The organism is Candidatus Aegiribacteria sp., assembly GCA_021108435.1.
Classification (GTDB): domain Bacteria; phylum Fermentibacterota; class Fermentibacteria; order Fermentibacterales; family JCC-6; genus Aegiribacteria.
In genome coordinates this window covers 44892-63018 of record JAIOQY010000170.1, presented here as the reverse complement: position 1 = coordinate 63018, position 18127 = coordinate 44892, and the positions used below count along the sequence as shown (strand labels likewise).

At 46.0% G+C, this 18127-nt stretch carries 22 protein-coding genes; 2 read left to right on the top strand and 20 right to left on the bottom strand.

The genetic code is table 11. From position 1 onward, the window contains the following. Nucleotides 1-47: 47 nt before the first annotated feature. The 4 genes from hypE to hypF are packed head-to-tail and all read right to left on the bottom strand — an operon-like array spanning nucleotide 48 to nucleotide 4826. Entirely contained in the window at nucleotides 48-1091 is a 1044-nt protein-coding gene (gene hypE, locus K8R76_09560; GenBank protein MCD4848427.1) for a hydrogenase expression/formation protein HypE, read from the bottom strand. Next, nucleotides 1088-2185, bottom strand: coding sequence for a hydrogenase formation protein HypD (hypD, locus tag K8R76_09555; GenBank protein MCD4848426.1), 1098 nt, complete (start codon nucleotides 2183-2185; stop codon nucleotides 1088-1090). Before hypD ends, hypE begins: the two co-directional genes overlap by 4 nt. Then, nucleotides 2182-2484 carry a HypC/HybG/HupF family hydrogenase formation chaperone gene (locus K8R76_09550; protein MCD4848425.1) on the bottom strand — a complete coding sequence of 101 codons (303 nt, stop codon included), beginning with the start codon at nucleotides 2482-2484 and terminating at the stop codon, nucleotides 2182-2184. The genes hypD and K8R76_09550 overlap by 4 nt, the downstream gene beginning before the upstream one ends. Before the next feature lie 2 nt (nucleotides 2485-2486). Next, nucleotides 2487-4826 carry a carbamoyltransferase HypF gene (hypF, locus tag K8R76_09545; GenBank protein ID MCD4848424.1) on the bottom strand — a complete coding sequence of 780 codons (2340 nt, stop codon included), beginning with the start codon at nucleotides 4824-4826 and terminating at the stop codon, nucleotides 2487-2489. A gap of 44 nt (nucleotides 4827-4870) precedes the next feature. Between hypF and K8R76_09540 the strand changes: the two genes are divergently transcribed. Continuing rightward, nucleotides 4871-5218, top strand: coding sequence for a hydrogenase maturation nickel metallochaperone HypA (locus K8R76_09540; GenBank protein MCD4848423.1), 348 nt, complete (start codon nucleotides 4871-4873; stop codon nucleotides 5216-5218). Nucleotide 5219: 1 nt separating this feature from the next. Continuing rightward, nucleotides 5220-5888 (top strand): hydrogenase nickel incorporation protein HypB, encoded by a 669-nt coding sequence (hypB, locus tag K8R76_09535; protein ID MCD4848422.1) that lies wholly within the window; start codon nucleotides 5220-5222, stop codon nucleotides 5886-5888. Here the strand turns inward: hypB and K8R76_09530 are convergent. From K8R76_09530 to K8R76_09455, 16 genes are all read right to left on the bottom strand, one after another. Further along, nucleotides 5873-7477 carry a hypothetical protein gene (locus K8R76_09530; GenBank protein MCD4848421.1) on the bottom strand — a complete coding sequence of 535 codons (1605 nt, stop codon included), beginning with the start codon at nucleotides 7475-7477 and terminating at the stop codon, nucleotides 5873-5875. The two genes, hypB and K8R76_09530, sit on opposite strands and share 16 nt — an antisense overlap. A 51-nt stretch (nucleotides 7478-7528) precedes the next feature. Continuing rightward, nucleotides 7529-7990 (bottom strand): hydrogenase 3 maturation endopeptidase HyCI, encoded by a 462-nt coding sequence (locus K8R76_09525; GenBank protein MCD4848420.1) that lies wholly within the window; start codon nucleotides 7988-7990, stop codon nucleotides 7529-7531. 147 nt (nucleotides 7991-8137) lie between these two features. Beyond that, the gene (locus K8R76_09520; protein ID MCD4848419.1) at nucleotides 8138-8758 is read right to left on the bottom strand and encodes a 4Fe-4S dicluster domain-containing protein; all 621 of its coding nucleotides are present in this window, start codon (nucleotides 8756-8758) and stop codon (nucleotides 8138-8140) included. 39 nt (nucleotides 8759-8797) lie between these two features. After that, on the bottom strand, nucleotides 8798-9136 hold the full coding sequence (mnhG, locus tag K8R76_09515; protein ID MCD4848418.1) for a monovalent cation/H(+) antiporter subunit G: 339 nt from the start codon (nucleotides 9134-9136) through the stop codon (nucleotides 8798-8800). After that, the gene (locus tag K8R76_09510; protein ID MCD4848417.1) at nucleotides 9129-9500 is read right to left on the bottom strand and encodes a cation:proton antiporter; all 372 of its coding nucleotides are present in this window, start codon (nucleotides 9498-9500) and stop codon (nucleotides 9129-9131) included. Before K8R76_09510 ends, mnhG begins: the two co-directional genes overlap by 8 nt. Continuing rightward, on the bottom strand, nucleotides 9497-10012 hold the full coding sequence (locus K8R76_09505; protein MCD4848416.1) for a Na+/H+ antiporter subunit E: 516 nt from the start codon (nucleotides 10010-10012) through the stop codon (nucleotides 9497-9499). The genes K8R76_09510 and K8R76_09505 overlap by 4 nt, the downstream gene beginning before the upstream one ends. A gap of 5 nt (nucleotides 10013-10017) precedes the next feature. Continuing rightward, a complete protein-coding gene (locus tag K8R76_09500; protein MCD4848415.1) occupies nucleotides 10018-11511 on the bottom strand; it encodes a monovalent cation/H+ antiporter subunit D family protein in 1494 nt (497 codons plus the stop codon). Beyond that, entirely contained in the window at nucleotides 11508-11861 is a 354-nt protein-coding gene (locus K8R76_09495) for a sodium:proton antiporter (protein ID MCD4848414.1), read from the bottom strand. The genes K8R76_09500 and K8R76_09495 overlap by 4 nt, the downstream gene beginning before the upstream one ends. Then, nucleotides 11861-12316 carry a hypothetical protein gene (locus K8R76_09490; GenBank protein ID MCD4848413.1) on the bottom strand — a complete coding sequence of 152 codons (456 nt, stop codon included), beginning with the start codon at nucleotides 12314-12316 and terminating at the stop codon, nucleotides 11861-11863. The genes K8R76_09495 and K8R76_09490 overlap by 1 nt, the downstream gene beginning before the upstream one ends. Further along, a complete protein-coding gene (locus K8R76_09485) occupies nucleotides 12309-12857 on the bottom strand; it encodes a DUF4040 domain-containing protein (protein ID MCD4848412.1) in 549 nt (182 codons plus the stop codon). The genes K8R76_09490 and K8R76_09485 overlap by 8 nt, the downstream gene beginning before the upstream one ends. A gap of 13 nt (nucleotides 12858-12870) precedes the next feature. After that, entirely contained in the window at nucleotides 12871-14574 is a 1704-nt protein-coding gene (locus tag K8R76_09480) for a hypothetical protein (protein MCD4848411.1), read from the bottom strand. Then, the gene (locus K8R76_09475) at nucleotides 14575-15756 is read right to left on the bottom strand and encodes a nickel-dependent hydrogenase large subunit (GenBank protein MCD4848410.1); all 1182 of its coding nucleotides are present in this window, start codon (nucleotides 15754-15756) and stop codon (nucleotides 14575-14577) included. Next, nucleotides 15756-16229 carry an NADH-quinone oxidoreductase subunit C gene (locus K8R76_09470; GenBank protein MCD4848409.1) on the bottom strand — a complete coding sequence of 158 codons (474 nt, stop codon included), beginning with the start codon at nucleotides 16227-16229 and terminating at the stop codon, nucleotides 15756-15758. Before K8R76_09470 ends, K8R76_09475 begins: the two co-directional genes overlap by 1 nt. After that, complete coding sequence (gene nuoB / locus K8R76_09465; protein ID MCD4848408.1) at nucleotides 16226-16651, bottom strand: NADH-quinone oxidoreductase subunit NuoB; 426 nt, start codon at nucleotides 16649-16651, stop codon at nucleotides 16226-16228. The genes K8R76_09470 and nuoB overlap by 4 nt, the downstream gene beginning before the upstream one ends. A gap of 21 nt (nucleotides 16652-16672) precedes the next feature. Further along, a complete protein-coding gene (locus K8R76_09460) occupies nucleotides 16673-17584 on the bottom strand; it encodes an NADH-quinone oxidoreductase subunit H (protein MCD4848407.1) in 912 nt (303 codons plus the stop codon). After that, the gene (locus K8R76_09455) at nucleotides 17581-18117 is read right to left on the bottom strand and encodes a hypothetical protein (protein ID MCD4848406.1); all 537 of its coding nucleotides are present in this window, start codon (nucleotides 18115-18117) and stop codon (nucleotides 17581-17583) included. The genes K8R76_09460 and K8R76_09455 overlap by 4 nt, the downstream gene beginning before the upstream one ends. Nucleotides 18118-18127: the final 10 nt, after the last annotated feature.

Genomic DNA, 18127 nt, shown 5'->3' with positions numbered 1-18127 from the left:
AAGCGTTATTATGTACATTGAATACTTAAGAACAGACTCCAATATTCTCAGCAGATTCGGGGAAGTTGTTCGCCGCTCATCATGTCAACGATTCTCTCAGCTCCAATGCTGCTTTCCATGATTACATCAGCATATGATGCTTCTGCAACATGTCCAATGATGGTTGCCTGTCGGCTGTCTTCATATTTTTGAAGAATATCAACAGCCTTTTCGGCATTCTCTTCGGGAAGTATAACAACGAATCTCCCCTCATTGGCAACGTAGAGCGAATCAAATCCAAGTATCTCGCAGGCTCCAAGAACATCATCACGAACAGGGATAAGGCTCTCCCTGATATTTATTGAAACTTTACCGGCAGAAGCGATTTCATTCAGACCGCTGGCAAGCCCTCCCCTTGTAAGATCCCTCATACAGTGAATATCGAGATCAGCTTCAAGCAGTTCTGAGACTATTCTGTCAAGGGGCGCAAGATCACTCTGAATGACCGTCTGGAAATCGATTCCTTCACGAATGGCCATGATGGCGATTCCGTGCCGTCCAATGTCACCACTGAGAATAATGGAATCTCCTTTTCTAACCCTGGATGGGCTGATATCTACACCGTCAGGGATAACACCCACTCCAGCAGTATTGATATAGATCCCGTCGCCCTTACCTCTGTCAACAACCTTTGTGTCTCCTGTTACAATTGATACACCTGTTCTTTCAGCGGCTTCTCCCATCGATTGAACAACCCTCCAGAGGGTTTCCATTGGGAGTCCTTCCTCAAGTATGAAGCTGGCGCTCAACCATTCGGGTTTTGCTCCGCACATAGCAAGATCGTTAACAGTTCCGTATACGGAAAGATATCCGATATCACCTCCCGGAAAGAACAGAGGGGTAATTACATGCGAATCGGTAGAAAATGCAATTTTCCCGCCTTTGATTTTAAGAACAGCCCCATCATGCTGAGCATCCAGAATTGGATTTGAGAAGACTCTGTACATCATCCTGCTGATTAGGTCATGCATGAGCTTTCCACCGCCGCCGTGCGCCATGGTTACTTCAGGGTAATCAGATAGAGGTATAGGGCAGCTTTCGTTTGGAATCATCGGTTACTCCTGGTTAATCTGTAGCGATAATATGCAGCACATGCTCCCTCGGATGATACCATCAGGGCTCCAAGTGGATGTTCCGGGGTACATTTACCACCGAAAGCGGTACATTCGTCAGGTTTTTTCTCACCTGTTAAAACCTGTCCTGATATGCATTCGCCTGACTCCTCGACTGTATGTCCGCTGACACCGAATCGTTCTGCGGCGTCGAATTTCGAATATTTATCCCTCAACCCGAGTCCACTTGCCGGTATTGCACCTATCCCCCGCCATTTCCTGTCAATTACTTTAAATACTTCACGTATCATATCGATGGCTTCGGGATTACCATTCCTGTTTACTGAGCGCGTGTACTGGTTTTCAACTTCCGCCCTGCTTTCCTCCAGCTGCTTCAGGCACATGTGAATTCCCTCAAGGATATCGAGTGGTTCAAAACCGGTAACAACTATGGGTACGTTGTACTCTCTTGCAATAGACTCGTATTCAATGTAACCCATTATTGAACAGACATGCCCGGCTGCAAGGAATCCCTGCACTCGGCATTCGGGATTTGAGAGAACCGCTTGCATTGCAGGCGGAACAAGAACGTGCGATACGAGCATATAGAAATTATCCAGGTTAAGATGATCTGCCTGTATGATTGCTGCTGCTGTTACAGGAACTGTTGTTTCGAAACCTACTCCGAAGAACACAACATTTTTTAGCGGGTTCTGTTCTGCGATCTTCACAGCATCAATTGGTGAATAGACTATTCTAATGTCTCCACCGGAAGCCCTGACACCCATCAGATCCTGTGTGCTGCCAGGTACTCGAAGCATATCACCGAAAGAACAGAGAATGACATTCTTATTACCGGCTATTTCAATCGCCTGATCGATCAGTTCAATCGGGGTCACACATACAGGACATCCAGGACCGTGAATCAGTGATATACTTTTCGGAAGAAGCTTATCGATACCGTATTTAAGAATGGAATGGGTCTGTCCACCACATACTTCCATTATTGTCCATTCCCTGGAAACCAGCTGATTAATTCTTTCAGCATACTCCTCAGCTGCTGCTCGATCACGGTATTCTGAAACATATTTCAAGATGTACCCGTATCGGGTATAATATTTCGTTGTAAGGTATTATGATCGCTTTTAAGTTCTTCTTTACCATATTCCGAAATCTGCCTGAGATATTTGAAAACCTCAGTTGCTTCATCCTCATTCAATTTGTTCAGAGCAAAACCGGCATGAACAATAACCCAGTCACCAACTTCTGCATTACTGACCCCTGCCAGACTTATATCACGCAGGATTCCGCCGAAACTCACTTTTCCAGTCCTGAAGATCGGATCGTCTCCCTGGATAATCTCTTCAATCCTTCCCGGCACTCCAAGACACATCCTTAATCTCCTGTCATTTGTTCGTATAGATTCACCGCTGCAAATATCTGTCCTGGAGCTATACCGCCGTCATTCGGTGGTATTCTCCTGTGCAGAACTGGCGTGAACCCTCTCTTCCGAAGCAGATCTGCTGTTCTTTCTGCCAGATATACGTTCTGAAAACACCCGCCGCTTAGAGCCACTCTTTTCTCCCCGATTATCTCAGCCACAGATACTATTCCCTCAGCAAGCGCGTTATGAAACCTAGCAGAGATCAAGGATGTTTTCTCCCCGATGGCAATATCTTCGATTATATCATTGATAAGAGATTCCCAGTCCAGTATCCAGGGTTTTCCAGCGCTTCTATCCAGTAAAAGATTATACGAATCATCAGTTTCAACTCCCGCAGCAGCATATTCAAGCAGCATCGCTGCCTGACCCTCGAATTCATTTGTCTGACAAAGTCCGAGCATTGACGAAACCACATCAAAAAGTCTTCCCGCGCTCGAAGTATAAGGTGAATTAAGATCGTTCTTCAGCATCCGTTTCAATACGGTAAGCTCTTCTTCCGTAAATACATCAGGCGGAACGTACCGGTCTGAATCATCGAACATCTCTGACAGAAGTCCGAGTGCTGATCTTCTCGGTTCCCTTATGGCCTTTTCTCCTCCTGGAAGCCTGAATTCTCTCAGATGTGCAATTCTCTCAATGGATTCCTTGCCTATGTAAAAGAATTCCCCTCCCCATATTTTACCGTCAGTGCCATATCCAGTTCCGTCCCATGATACTCCAAGGAGTGGAGGGTTTAATCCGTTATCGAGCATACAGGAACAGATATGAGCTACATGATGCTGCACCGGAAACGCTGGAAGACCGGATTCCACAGCGAATTTTGTAGAGATGTATTCCGGATGCATGTCATGAATGATTTTTTTTGGTTTGGCATGGTAAAGCGACTCTATGCTGCTCCATACTTCCTCATATGCTTTAACTGCCTGAGGCGTCTCCATGTCTCCGATATGCTGACTTACAAAAACATTATTACCTATCGAGAGCGCCAGAGTATTCTTAAGATGTGCTCCGACAGCCAATATCGCATCGGATTCCTTATTCATCCTTACCGGCAGAGGAGCGTACCCTCTGGCTCGTCTTAGAACCATCTCCCTGCCATCCACCACCCGTACTATTGAATCATCAACATGCCTTGCTATAGGGCGGTTGTGAATAAGGAACAGATCCGCCAGACCGGATAATCTTTTTAAGGCTTCCTTTTCATCTGTGCATATGGGTTCATCGGAAAGGTTACCGCTGGTTGCTACAACAGGCTCGCCAATCTCCTGCAGGAGAAGATGGTGAAGAGGTGTATATGGAAGCATGACACCAAGATCAGGGTTCCCAGGACAAATGAAATCCGAGAGTATATTAGAAGATCCATGATCTTCCAGCTTTTTGAGCAGAACAATCGGGGATTCGGGAGATCTGAGCAAATCCTGTTCCATTTCTGATACTTCGCAGAAGGTTGAGATCATATCTGAAGAGGGAAACATCAGAGCAAAAGGTTTGGTTTTCCTGCCCTTTCGCTTCCTCAGGAGCTGGATGGCTTTATCAGAGCTTGCGAGAGCAATCAGATGAAATCCGCCAAGCCCCTTTACTGCTACGATTTTACCATCGAGTATTGCGGATGCTGTTCTCCTTAAGGCTTCATCTCTTTCCGCAAGAATTTTGCCGCTGTGATTCCAGAGTTCAAGATGCGGTCCACACTCAGGACATGCGTTCGGCTGTGCGTGAAACCTCCTGTTGGAAGGATTTTCGTACTCGGATAGGCACTTCTTACACATTTGGAAACTGGCCATTGTCGTAGCAGGTCTGTCGTAAGGGATGGATTTGATGATTGAGTATCTCGGACCGCAATTGGTACAGTTGGTAAACGGATATCGATATCTTCTGTTTTCAGGGTCCATTATATCTTCCAGACAATCATCACATGTAGATATATCAGGAAGAACAAGAACTCTTCTCTCTCCTCCAGTACTCTTCCTGATCTCAAAACCGATGTATCCAATAGGATCAAGATATTCTCTGGTGACATCCTGAATAATGGAAAGAGCCGGTTTTTCTTTTTCCACCGCTTCCCCGAACCTCCGCAGAACTGCTTCTTCTCCCTCAATCTCGAGTATCACACCGGCTGCAGCATTGCATACCCATCCTGTAACATCAAAACTGTCAGCCAGCCGGTATACGAAAGGCCTGAATCCGACACCCTGTACAGCTCCGTGGATTTCCATTCTAAGTCGCTTCAAATCAACTTCTCCGGACTTCGATCGGGGTACATCTCCTGCTGAATACAGCGTATATTCTACCATCTAAAGCAGTTTCAGACCATACACCGATCAATGATCGGAGCGTAATGCACGAACTATCTCTTGCGAAAGATATGACAAGGATCATTGGTAAAGTTCTTGGAGGATGCAAACCTCTGGATACGGTGAACATTACCATTGGTCCGCTGTCAGGAATATCTCCTGAATCCCTCCGATTCTGCTTCACAGAAGTGGCAAAGATGGAGGGATTCGGTGAACCAAGGCTTGTAATAACTGAAACAGAAGCAAAACTTATCTGCCTTGACTGCGATGCTGAGTACCAGGCAAAGGAATTTTACCAGGGCTGTCCATCGTGCGGTTCCTTCAACAGAAAGATACTGTCAGGAAGAGAATTTACGGTAGACAGCGTAGAGATCATGGAAGGAACAGACTGATATGTGCGATGATACCACAAAACAGACAGTGAACATCTCCACCCCTGTCATGGATAAGAACGACCGTTTTGCTGCGTCTAACAGGGAATTGCTGAGTGGGAAGAAAATATTCACACTTAATCTTATCAGTTCTCCAGGTGCCGGTAAAACCACACTTCTCGAATCAATGGCCCGTTTTTTCGGATCGAAGATGGCTGTTATTGAAGGAGATGTGCAAACTGACCGCGATGCGGAACGAGTAAGAAAAGCAGGATGCCAGGCCTGGCAGATAGAAACCGGCGGTTCCTGTCATCTCGATGCTGAAGCAGTTAATCACGCTCTTGGACACATGGATCTTGAATCGGATGAACTCGCTTTGCTCTGTATCGAGAATGTGGGCAATCTGATTTGTCCAAGCGGTTACGATCTTGGTGAGAACCTCAAGATAGGACTCATTTCCCTGCCAGAGGGTGATGACAAGATACTTAAGTATCCCTCCCTTTTCAGCAGGATATCAGTACTTTTGATCAACAAGATGGATCTTCTCCCCCACATTGATTTCGACGTAGACAGAACGATAGATGAATGCAGAAGTCTTAATCCGGAAGTCCTTGTATTCACCGTCTCGGCGAAAACGGGCGAAGGAATCGAAGAATTCTGCGGTTTCCTGGAAAATCAGTTTTCAGGTTGAAAAACGACTGATCGGCAGTATACGAAAAATACTCTGGACTGCCGTGACGCATAAAGACTCCCATCCTCAGATACTGAAAATAGTGAAACAGGATTGGGAAATTCGCTCGAATCCTCAAATACCTGATACCACCCCGACATGCGTTCTATCATATCGCGAGTGCCTGTGAAATGATCAATGTTTGCAATACATGTAATGTTCTGCATATAAAGGTATTTTTCGAGACCCTGATCATGCAGAATTCTCTGATATTCGTAATTGTTGACAAGACCATCCAGATTCACGATCCGATGTTTGCAGTAATATCCTACATATCCTGCATCCCACGATCCAATCACTGTCCCGTCGTCAAGTGTGTTCAGAAAATCAACACCATTCCGCTCGGGTCTTTGGGAATCCGGAATCACAAACGAATATCCCTGAAGACGATCATTGGCATACACGATATTGAAAACGACAAGTCCCGCAAGAAGAATCCATGTAATTCCCTGTCTGAGTAATCTGATTCTTATTCTTGATAATAGAAGAACAAATGAAATCATTACTCCGAAAATCACAGGAAACCAGTAATAGGTATATACATCCAGAAGCGATTCGTACATGAAGGAGTAATAGAACAGAAGAAAAACAGTGTAGCAGCAGCACACAGCCATCAGTTCCCTGTTCGAAGTAACTTCGGTTCTTATAAACCACACAGCTGCCCAGATGACTCCCCCAACAACCGCAAGCGCGGCTGGAAGAGGAAGGCGTCCTCCAAGGGTGGCAAAATTAACAAAATTATTTACTCCATGCTGAAAAAATCCAATGTCTCCATTTTCGAGCAACTGTCTTAGAAGTTCACTACCTGCAGCGGATTTAATGTATCCTGAAACGGGGAATATTCCCCCGAAATACAGCTTATTGACAATCACATACAGTATCAGATAGATCATCACCGGAAGTCCTGTGCGAAGGGCATCACGGAACCTTCCAGAAAGAGTGAAGATCAGACAGACTCCAAAAACAAGGGCAAGTGAATCCAGCCTGGCCATGCAGGTTGCGATAAGGGAAATGGAAAGCGGCCATGTACTGTACAATCCACGAAGTGAGCGGGCAAAGAGAAGAAGACTTATCCCGTAACATAAGATCAGGAGTCCGGTCTCCATTCCTGACAGGGCTCCCTTGCTCCAGAACCAGAAATTCAGAAGCCAGAAAGCAGCAGCTGCGACTGAAAGGAGGATTTTCTTCGTATTCTCAATTAAAATCCTGTAAAGTACAAAACCACTTGCTGCAAAAAGTAGCGTCTGAAGCATGGTTACAGCCTGAGCGGCAAGAGCTCTGCTCCGGGTCATCAGAAATACCGGAACAAGCATAGCCTGCCATAATGGATGAAAACCGTTTGTTCTGTTTATTCCGTCAAATGTAATACCGTTTCCACAGGAGATATTCCGGGCGATCTCCAGATAGTAATAGCCATCGTCAACCAGTTGAACTCCGAAAGTGTTAATCAGAAGGAAAACCGAAATAGCAACAATGATTGCCAGATATACAACTACTTTCCCCCCTTCGGAACGTCTTGATCTCTGTTCAGCTCGAATTTCAATGCTCACATGGTCCCAATCCAATTGAAGAGATGATGAAGTATAAGTTGAAGAAGTGTGCTACGTCCCTGGGAGGAGGTCGGGGAGGGTTGTCAATAAACTGTTAACTGCCGGGGACAACGGAGCACCAAACTCGAGAGTCCCAGGTTGAATAGCCAGCATGAATACTGCGGCTCCTGTCTCGCTTTCCAGCCGTTCCATCACCAGAACCGGTGAAAGACTGTGTGTGCTGAAACCGCTGTTCTCCAGTATTTCATCCCGCTTCAGCAGCTCAACTGATCCCGGTTCCTTTCCAAGGTGCACTGCATCAATCATAACTATTATATCAGGTTCAAGCCTTTTCACCGAACCTATATAATTCTCGGGAACAGTACCGGCATCCACAGCTCTAGCACCCTTTTTCCAGAGCACTTCAACTAGCTTTGGCCCTATACCATCGTCTCCCCTGAGGATGTTGCCCATCCCCATATAGACGGTTCTCCCTTTCAACAGATCCCGGATTTTTTTCTTAAATTCGCACATATGACCATCCTTCTGTATTCGATGGCACGCACCAGAAACATGTTTTGGGGGGACACACAGCAGAGCCTGTATGTCCCCGTGTATATAGCAAAATACCGGCAACATTTTCAAATGTCACCGGTAGTAATAACTTTATATTCGTTTCTGTTATTCCTCAGGGTATGTTGCTGTTCTCCGTCTGCATTCAGCACAGAGGATCTTGACTCTGTCAGATCGCCCATCGTCTTTGTATACCGTTGTTATATTCTCATCTACCAGGCCGAGTTCCTTCAGTCGTGAAAGGTACAGCGTGGGATTTGAATATGAAAGCTCTCCGAGTTTTTCAGCAAGCCAGACAAGATGATCCTTTGTGCCGATGGCAGCCCCGCATAACTCGCAAAGCTGAAGTTCCTTTTCAATAGTTTCGAATGCATTTTCGCGATCGAAGTATGAGAGTTCCCATTCGTTCGTCTGAACGATACCTGTATCTCCGGTTTCCCTGATACATGTATCAACACAGACACCGCAGAAAATACATGTATCGGTGTAATGGATCATCACCCGTTTTGGAGATCCCTCTCCTTCGATAATATCTTCGAACGCCAGCGCATTTGCAGGACAGGCTTCTACACACGCAAGACATCCAAGGCATTTTTCCTCGTCATAAACAACCTGTCCTCTGAAATTTGGATGAGGAACGTGTGGTTTCGAGGGAAACTTCGATGTATAAGGTCCCTTAACCACCGCTTTAATTGCTTCTGCGAGTTCTCTGAGCTTTGGATATTTCATATCTCCATCCGTGAGTATCGCCAGTGGCGATTCGTTATTCTAAGCTTCTCCCTCTTTGTCCTCGGCGTAACTGTCAACCACGCTCTTGTCCCAGAGCTTGATACCGGCGCGGTGAGCTCCTCTGGACACCGCATGGGCGGCCACAGGAGACGCGAGAATCAGGAATACTATTGCTATCAGTGCTTTAAAACCTGTAGGTGTAAATCCACCGGCCATCAGAAACGTACCGAACAGTATGCTGCATGTTCCAAGAGTAACACATTTTGTCGCTGCCTGAAGACGATTGTAGACATCAGGAAGACGGATTAGTCCAATACAGCCGAATACATCAAATCCGATTCCAAAACCAATAAAGACCATTCCAATAATATCAATCATCGAAGCTTCTTCCCTCCAGATACTTGGCAAGAGCCAGCGTGCCGATGAAGCTCTGAAGCCCCCAGGCGATACCAATATCGATGTACCATGAACGTCCTGTGGTAACGCTGAGTACAGCACATAACCCGACGATAAGAATACCGAAAATATCAATCGCTACAATTCTGTCAGCCGCAGTCGGTCCTCTGAGAACCCTGAAAAGCACCATAAGTGAAGTTAATATCAGGACGTAAACGGCTCTTCCCGTGAAACTGATATGTATATCATTCTGCGTGAAGAACACACTTCTGAAAGGAAGGATGATTATAAGGGCAAGAATAACTCCAAGAACCACGGTACCTGCAAGCCACCTGTATGACCTCATTTTGAAACCACGTTTTCTTCGAAAATCTTCTTAAGTATCGGCTCGAATCTGCTGCCGATTTCCTTGAAGGTTGTAGCCGGATCAGAACCGATAACGTTGATCCAGTGGATGTATAGAATACCATCATCCTTATTGATATCGATTGTCAGAGTACCAGGAGTAAGGGTTATCGAGTTTGCGAGGAATGTAAGGCCTGTATCTGATTTCAACTCTGTCTTCAGCCTTACAATTCCGGGTTTTATGGGAAGACCTGGATGCGCTACCCTGTACGCCACATCGAAATTCGCCTTCAACAGTTCCCACACAAACACAGGAACATACCAGAAAAGGAAGTAAAACACTCTGATCGGATGTATCATCAAGTGCGGTCTGGTGACGAAGAGCGAACCCATGACGGCTGCGACAATTAATGAAACAGCTCCGCCGGCGATCAGATGTTCAGTATCCGGTTCCCAGCAAAGGATGCACCACACTACGAAGGATATTATGAACATTAATATTCTGCTCTTCATAAGTCCTACACCCCGCTTACTCTGGTTAGAACATCAACGGCCTGTCCAAGGAATCCATTCCTCAGATCAGGAATAAGAAGCAGTCCTCCAAAAAGGCACACCAGCGCAAGAACTATTAAGGATACTCTCATGAACGCCGGAACTTCAGTGATGTTGGCGAATTTTTCTTTGAGTTCTCCGAGGAAGGCAAATCTAACGGCTTTGAGTACATAGGCAATTGTAACAATGCTCATAAGCACAGCCCAGGCTGCCAATTTCATATGACTTGCCTGTACAGCGGCAACGATAATTATCAATTTGCTCCAGAATCCAGCGAACGGCGGTACTCCCGCAAGTGACATGGCTCCTATGATTGTAGAACCGTTCGTAATGGGCATTTTCTTCGCGAGTCCACCCATTTCCTTCAGATCCCGAGTATGTGCCGCATACTCGATCGCTCCGGAGTCAAGGAACAGCAGAGATTTGAACATGGAGTGATTGAACAGGTGGAAAAGCGCTCCCAGTACCGCGAGAGGGGTTCCTATTCCAAACCCGAGCATGATGAAACCAACCTGGCTTATGGAACTGTAGGCCAGCAGACGCTTCAAATCCCACTGTCTCAGTGCGACCAGGGCACCAACTCCCATGGAGATTGCTCCAAGTGTCATCAAAATAAGGGATAATTCATAAGTTAATCCGAATATATTGTAAAATACCCTTGCTATCACATACACGCCCAGAGCCTTAATCAGAACACCGGACAGCATTGCGGATATCGGCGCGGGAGCCGAGGGATGCGCGTCAGGAAGCCAGGCGTGGAACGGAACAAGAGCCGCTTTAAGGCCAAATCCCGTAAGGAACAGAGCGAATACGAAGTAAAGGAGAGCGGGATGGTCTCTTCCCGCCAGAATACGGGTCATGTCAGCCATATTCAGCGTTCCAGTATTGCTGTAAAGGAATATCACGCCAAGAAGTATTAATAAAGAGGCGATACCTCCCATTACAGCATACTTGAACGATGCTTCGAGCTCTCTCTTTCCTGTGCCGAAGGCAACCAGTGCATAACTGGCGATTGACGCGATCTCCACGAAGACAAAGAGGTTGAACATGTCTCCGGTGATCAGTACGCCGTTCATTCCGGCAAGCATAAGAAGGAAAAGCGAGTAGAACTGCCATTTTTCAGTGTATCTTGTCATGTAATTGACTGAATATACCGCAACAAGGAAGGCAATAAGATTTACCACAACAAGCATGAAGGCTGTTAATCCATCTACTACCAGCTGAATGCCGACTATTTTCCCCAGCACTTCCTGAAATCCGCCCCAGTTGCCGATATTGCATATGATTCTCTGGCCGATCTCAAGTTGTATTACAGTAAATACTGACATGACAAAGGTTCCTATGGATGCCATTACGCCAAGAGTGTCAGGAATACCTTTAATCCTTTTCAGGAGCACGGTCAGGAAAGCTCCCGCAAGCGGCAGGGCTACGAAAAGCGGAATTGTGCTTTCGTTTATCATCCTCTTAACTCCCGCATCCTTGAAATATCAAATGTTCCGTATTTACCGTAAAGACGCACAGCAAGCGCAATAAGAAAGGCTGTGGTTGCCAGTCCGATAACTATTGATGTCAGAACAAGCGCATGAGGAAGGGGATCAACCATAGCTTCCGGCAGTATCTCCTGAGTACTGGAGAATATGGGTGATCTGCCTCCAGCCTTGTAAGCCACGAGAATAAGAAACAGATTGACCGCATACTCGGCAATGATAACACCAATGATAATCTTGATAATATTCCGTTTGGAGATCACTGCGTAGATACCGATGCAGAAGAGTACGAGGCATAGCACATATGGCAGATACGCGTCCATTACTTCTTCTCCGATTCAAATTTCTGGAGTGTTATCAGTGTCAGGAAGATAGCAAACAGACCGGCACCAACCTTGAGACTTATCGCAATGTTCTCCAGAGGTATTATTCCAGCGCTTATCAGCATTCCGGGTTCTCCGTCAGGGTGAAGGAAGTTATCAAAAAATCCTCCCCATTGAAGCCCAAGAAGAGCAAGCGCCAGAAACATGATCCCTCCGAAAGCCTCAATAACCGATGTGCTGCCCTTGGAAAATATCCTGGCTGAAACCTTACCCCCGAAGGCAAGATCAAGGTTAATGAAAGAAAGAGCGACAATCACGCCTCCGGCGAATCCTCCACCAGGTGTGAGATGACCGTGCAGTATTATGTAAATTCCAAAAAGAAATATCAGCCCTACAGTTAACCTGGTGACAGTTTTTACAATAATAGTCATTCCGCGATCTGGTTCTTTACTCATTCTTATCCTGCAAATCTTCTTCTTTTTTCTTTCCGGGGCTTCTCATTACAGTGAGAACACCAACAACAGCTGTGAACAGGACCGTAGCTTCACCAAGAGTATCGTATGCTCTGTAATCAAGGATTATCGCAGAGACCACATTCGTAGCGCCTGTTCCCTCTATCGCACTCTGAGGATAGAACTGCGAAACAGTCATGAGAGGAGCACCGAATATGTTAAGCCCGTCTTTGAAGGTGATAAGCGCGATTACAAACACAAAACCGGTGAAAAGAATTCCCATAAATGCACCAAAAGGTCTGGTGCCACAGTATTTCGCGGCGATTTCACGATTGAGAGTAGCTCGAATGAGGAGTATTACGGCAGCGATTTCAACCACAATCTGGGTAAGCGCTACATCCGGTGCTTTCAGAAGCAGGAATACGATAGAAAGCCCGAGTCCTACAACACCTACAGCAACAACGGCTGACAGAAGGTTCTTAATCTCGATAGCGATCAATGAACCTGCAATCATCAAACCAAGCAGTACGTAAAGTTCAATCATCTTCCAAACCCAATCAGATCAGCACTATGCATAGAACCACAAGTCCGATAAGACACCATAGTATGTATCTGGACAGCAATCCATTATGCATGAAAGAGAACACTACTCCAAATCCGCCGACAAATTTACCAGCAATCTCATACAAATCGAAGTACTTCTTCTCCGCCCATCGGTAGATACCTTTCAGCAGACCAAGCTCCCTGATAGTTTTATAGAAATCAACGCCTGATACTCTCATATCAGGATTATCCTCAAGAACTTCACCTCCTACAAACGGTGCAACTGTTCTGGTTTTCTTGAGTTTTCCAGCAAGGTAGATAAGGTATCCGATAATGAGACCTGAAATGATCATCAGAGTGGCCAGTCCGGACTGCCAGACACCTGTGAGATGAACCTGACCGCCTGTTTCAGGTCTGAAGAGGTCTGCAAACGGTATCTTCCAGGCGAACACACCCAGGCCAATACAGAGTATGGAAAGTACCAGAAGAGGAACCCCTGTGGAAAAACCGATTTTCTCCTTCTCACCGGATACAATCTTTTTTACACCTTCCGATGGTTGTCCGAGGAATACGGTATGAATCAGTTTCATGAAACTGGCAAGTGTAAGAGCGCTTCCGAGCATGGCTGCAACCAGCCATACAATCCAAATACCGCTTCCGCCAGAACCGATAATTCCCTGATACAGCATCCATTTGGACGCAAAACCATTGAATGGAGGAACTCCGGATATCGAGAGTGAAGCAATCAGGAAAGCTACAAATACCAGTGGCATCGCTTTAGCAAGGCCGCCAAGTTTGGATAGGTCAGATGTGCCTGTTCTTCTTTCAACTTCGCCTCCCGCAAGGAAAAGGCTTGATTTGTAGATCGTGTTGTTGAACATGTGGAACAGCGCGCCGGCGATACCTATCGGGTTACCGGTTCCTATTCCGAGAACCATGTATCCGACCTGGCTTACTGCGTGATATCCCAGAAGCCTCTTCAGATCATGCTGAACAAGTGCCATCATGACCGCACCCATTATTGTAATACTTCCGAGAGCCATGAGTATTGTATTCATAGCAGGTGTCATTTGAAATACATCAAGCGTAATTCTCGCAAGAAAATAGATACCAAGAAGTTTGTCCAATGAAGCAGGCAGATAAGCCGTAACAGGAACCGGAGCATCTCTGGCTGTATCCGGCAGCCATGTATGGAAGGGCATACATCCTGCTTTTGCCAGAGCAGCGGAGGCAAGGCACAGATACGCTATAACGGATGCTCTACCGGCAAGTGGAATGCCAAGATTCCCAAAATGTAGATAGAGCAATCCATGAAATCCCGAATTGCCCGCTACAAGCTTCCATACAAGAACAATACCGAAAAGCAGAAGTACATCTGTGCCGCCTATTATTACAAGCGCTTTCCTTGCTGCTTCGGGTGTTCCTTCAGTCCTGCCGAAATTGATCAGCAGATAAAGAAGAAACCCGAGAAATCCCCAGAAAACCAGTAACAGAACAAAACTGGTGGTGAAGAGAACAGCAACAGTGGAAATGAACGTCAGTATGAGATAGAAATAATATCGCCATAGACCTTTTCGGCCCTTCATATGCTTAATGGAATAAAGAATCACAAAAACAAAGAACAGTGCGGCAAATGCTGCACAGAGAATCGATATGGGAGTAGCTGCAAAAAATCCATCTGGATTTCTCAAAGCGTCAATTATCAGATTGAGATTCATTTAGCCCCCCATCCTCTGTCGCATCTTCTCGGTTTTCTCACGACTTAGTCTGACAAGATCCTGCCCGTTATAAAGCATTTTACCCTTATCATTTTTGACAGCAACGCGTTCTGTGCAGCAATAGCAGGGATCAATGGCTGCCAGAATTATAGTCGCGTCAGAGATTGTCTGCCCGATGACAGTCGCTTTGTATGTTGGAAGATTCATGAAAGTCGGGGCTCTGACCTTGTGCCGCACAGGTCTGTTCGTGCCATCGCTTTTGACGTAGTGAAATGTTTCACCTCTGGGCGCTTCAACATAACCGATACCCTCACCAACAAGCACATCTTTGATACAGGCATCAATTTCACCATCAGGGAGATTCTCAAGGCAGTACTTCATAATATTTGTCGACTCGACCATTTCGAGTATCCTGACAACAGCTTTATCGAATACATCACCGTTCTGAGTAACAATCATGTTCCAGTCCATCTCCTGGTATGCCCCGTACGGTGAGTCTTTTCGGACGTCACGGGCAACACCGGAAGCTCTGGATGTTGGTCCGAGGGCACTGAAATCTATCGCCTCCTGATATGAAAGAACCCCTACACCCTTGAGCCTCGCATGAAGCACTGGATCATCCAGTACAGCTTTCTTGAGCATAATGAGAGTTGGAACGATTGAATCTATCTTCTTGAGACATAACGGGATATCTTCAGCATTAATATCTCTCCTGACGCCACCCGGTTTGAACATGGCGTAGGAATTCCTGTTGCCGGAGAGGATCTCCATCACATCAAGTATCTCCTCGCGAAGTTTCCAGGACCACATAAAAACTGTGTTATAACCAAGGAAATGCCCTGCAAGACCGAGCCAGAGAAGATGAGAGTGAATTCTTTCCCCCTCGGCGATTATCGTCCGGATATACTTGGCCCGCATGGAAACCTCCATGGGAAAAATATCTTCAACCGCTCTGGTAAACGCCCAGGGATGGCTTGTGGAACAGATACCGCAGATCCGCTCAACAACGAATGTGCTGTTATCAAAGACCAGTCCCTCGGAGAGCTTTTCAATACCGCGGTGGTTGTAGCCCATTCGCATATCGATATCGACAACAGTCTCACCATCAACTGTAAGTGTGAAGAACTCCGGTTCTTCAAGCAGAGGATGATACGGACCTATGGGAATGATTGTTTTACCCATTACACCCCCCTTGTCCTGTCAGCGGTTTCATCCCACTCTTCATAGTCCTGTCTTAAAGGATAAACACATTCTGGCCAGTTGTCAGCGAGGAGAAGCCTCCGAGGATCAGGATGTCCAATAAATGTGACTCCGAGCAGTTCGCTGATCTCGCGTTCTATCCAGTTGAAAGCCTCTATTTCTTTCGCGAGAGAAGCAATTTCAGGATTCTCACGATTCAGCCATACGCGAAGTGAAATAATCAGGTTGAGATCTTCGATAATGAAATGGTATAGAATCTCTATATGAGGCGGCATATCAGTACCTGATGCTATCTGGAATCGAGCTCCAAGATTCCTGAACAGATATGAACCCATTTTAACGATCGATTCAGTTTTGATCTCGATATAAACCCGTGATGGAGATTTATCAAGAAGTTCAATAATGTCATCACCAAAACGTTCCCTGAGATCCTGAAGAACTTCCTCTCTCGTCATTGCGCTCCGCCAACCTTCTGTATTAACTTGACAATTCCAGCTATCATAGCTTCCGGTTTGGGTGGACAGCCGGGTATGTAAACATCAACCGGTATTATTTTGTCCAGCGGCACCGGGCAGTTATAGCTGTCAATGAAGAGACCTCTTGATCCGGTACATGTACCGATGGCAACAACCAGGCACGGTTTCGGAACCTGATCGTACAGAACCTTCAGTCTCTCGACAGACATTCTGTTGCATGAGCCTGTAACAAGCAGAACATCAGCATGCTTGATACTCCCTACAAGAAGCATTCCAAAACGTTCAATGTCAAACCTGGGTGTTAGACAGTCCAGTATTTCTATATCGCAGTTATTGCAGCTGCCGGTAGACAGGTGAAACACCCATGGCGATTTCAGAAGTGCTTTCAGTTTTAAGCTCATTACAGCTATAGCCGTACCCTTCTATAATCCATTTAACGCCAGTATCACAGCAGCTGCTGCAATTATTGTCAAAGGTCCCCAGAAGAACCTGACCGCTTGATCTATTCTAACCCTGGGGTTTGTATTTCGAATAACGGTAATTACCGCCACAATTCCTACGTACTCCAGAACTGTCCAGAGAAGGTTGATTCCATCCAGTCTCAGTCCCCCGAAGAAAAGGATGATAAGGAAGAAAGGGAGAACAAAGAGGAGCATACTCTTCATAAGTTTGAAAACAGCAAGACAGGGACCGGAATATTCTACAAGCGGACCTTCCACAATCTCAGTTTCTGCTTCGGGAATATCAAACGGAACAAGACCAAGCTTCGCCTGTACGCAGAGTATAGCTACAATCATGGCCAGTATTCCTGAAATATTTCCTGCGAAAATCCCGGTTATCTGAGCTTCAAGTATTACACTAATACGAATAGAGTGAGCACTGAGAACCGGAACAAGCATCGCAAGAATGAATGGAAGCTCGTAAGCGATTACCAGTTTCATCTCTCTTGAAGATCCCAGACTTGCAAGAGGGTTTCCTGATGCAAAACCGGCAATAATGAGACTGAGAGACGGAATAGTGAGCAGATAGATAATCACTATCCAGTCACCCGCGAAACCATCCGCGAAGAACTGGTTCACCCATAATATTGTTGAAGCAGTAATCACACCGGCGAGACCGAGTAGAGGAGCTGAAAGGAATACGCCGCGTGAGGCCGTCGAGGGTATGACAGTTTCTTTTCCAAGAAGCTTCACCAGATCGATGAATGGCTGAAGGAATGGTGGCCCCACCCTGTATTGAACTCGAGCAGTAACCTTTCTGTCAATCCAGCTGGTTACCAGTCCCAGAACCGCAGTGGCAATAAAGCCGAATACAACAAGGTAGATAAAAGTCATGCCTTGTCCCTGTCCCAATGAATTGAATGAGCAACAACCCTGTTACCCACTTTGAATACATTATCACCCTCGAATGTGTCATCCACGATTTTAAGAGCACCGTACGGACAGGTTTTAACGCATGTGAACTCATCCCTGCCCTCACAATAATCACAGATATTCGTCAAATGCGGGGTCAGCTCAGGGTAGATGGTTCCATATGGACATGCATGTGAGCAGGATCGGCAGCTGACACATCTGACAGTATGCCGGACCAGCATTCCGTCAGCATCTTCCAGTTTTTCAAGTGCGTCCTTCGGGCATGCATTGACGCAGTGAGGTTCTTCGCACTTTCTGCAGACAAGTACATATGTAGCAAGCTCTATGAGAGATATCATTCCGTTATTCACTGGATGATAGAAGTAACTGCAATCAACTACACACTCATCACATTGATCAGAATTACAGATATCCAGATCTATGAAAAGCTTTTTTTTACCCGATGGGCCATCATCAAGGTTGCCATGAAGCTGATCAAGTGAAGTCCTGCTCATCCCCATACCT

Bases quoted from the DNA above. Each gene is read 5' to 3' on its own strand.
- K8R76_09540 (MCD4848423.1), top strand. From the start codon at position 4,871: ATGCACGAACTATCTCTTGCGAAAGATATGACAAGGATCATTGGTAAA.
- K8R76_09505 (MCD4848416.1), bottom strand. From the start codon at position 10,012: ATGAAGAGCAGAATATTAATGTTCATAATATCCTTCGTAGTGTGGTGC.
- hypF (MCD4848424.1), bottom strand. From the start codon at position 4,826: ATGGTAGAATATACGCTGTATTCAGCAGGAGATGTACCCCGATCGAAG.
- K8R76_09550 (MCD4848425.1), bottom strand. From the start codon at position 2,484: ATGTGTCTTGGAGTGCCGGGAAGGATTGAAGAGATTATCCAGGGAGAC.
- K8R76_09490 (MCD4848413.1), bottom strand. From the start codon at position 12,316: ATGAGTAAAGAACCAGATCGCGGAATGACTATTATTGTAAAAACTGTC.
- K8R76_09510 (MCD4848417.1), bottom strand. From the start codon at position 9,500: ATGAGGTCATACAGGTGGCTTGCAGGTACCGTGGTTCTTGGAGTTATT.
- K8R76_09500 (MCD4848415.1), bottom strand. From the start codon at position 11,511: ATGATAAACGAAAGCACAATTCCGCTTTTCGTAGCCCTGCCGCTTGCG.
- hypB (MCD4848422.1), top strand. From the start codon at position 5,220: ATGTGCGATGATACCACAAAACAGACAGTGAACATCTCCACCCCTGTC.
- K8R76_09455 (MCD4848406.1), bottom strand. From the start codon at position 18,117: ATGAGCAGGACTTCACTTGATCAGCTTCATGGCAACCTTGATGATGGC.
- K8R76_09495 (MCD4848414.1), bottom strand. From the start codon at position 11,861: ATGGACGCGTATCTGCCATATGTGCTATGCCTCGTACTCTTCTGCATC.
- K8R76_09525 (MCD4848420.1), bottom strand. From the start codon at position 7,990: ATGTGCGAATTTAAGAAAAAAATCCGGGATCTGTTGAAAGGGAGAACC.
- K8R76_09460 (MCD4848407.1), bottom strand. From the start codon at position 17,584: ATGACTTTTATCTACCTTGTTGTATTCGGCTTTATTGCCACTGCGGTT.
- K8R76_09470 (MCD4848409.1), bottom strand. From the start codon at position 16,229: ATGACGAGAGAGGAAGTTCTTCAGGATCTCAGGGAACGTTTTGGTGAT.
- nuoB (MCD4848408.1), bottom strand. From the start codon at position 16,651: ATGAGCTTAAAACTGAAAGCACTTCTGAAATCGCCATGGGTGTTTCAC.
- hypE (MCD4848427.1), bottom strand. From the start codon at position 1,091: ATGATTCCAAACGAAAGCTGCCCTATACCTCTATCTGATTACCCTGAA.
- K8R76_09480 (MCD4848411.1), bottom strand. From the start codon at position 14,574: ATGAATCTCAATCTGATAATTGACGCTTTGAGAAATCCAGATGGATTT.
- mnhG (MCD4848418.1), bottom strand. From the start codon at position 9,136: ATGATTGATATTATTGGAATGGTCTTTATTGGTTTTGGAATCGGATTT.
- K8R76_09475 (MCD4848410.1), bottom strand. From the start codon at position 15,756: ATGGGTAAAACAATCATTCCCATAGGTCCGTATCATCCTCTGCTTGAA.
- K8R76_09520 (MCD4848419.1), bottom strand. From the start codon at position 8,758: ATGAAATATCCAAAGCTCAGAGAACTCGCAGAAGCAATTAAAGCGGTG.
- K8R76_09485 (MCD4848412.1), bottom strand. From the start codon at position 12,857: ATGATTGAACTTTACGTACTGCTTGGTTTGATGATTGCAGGTTCATTG.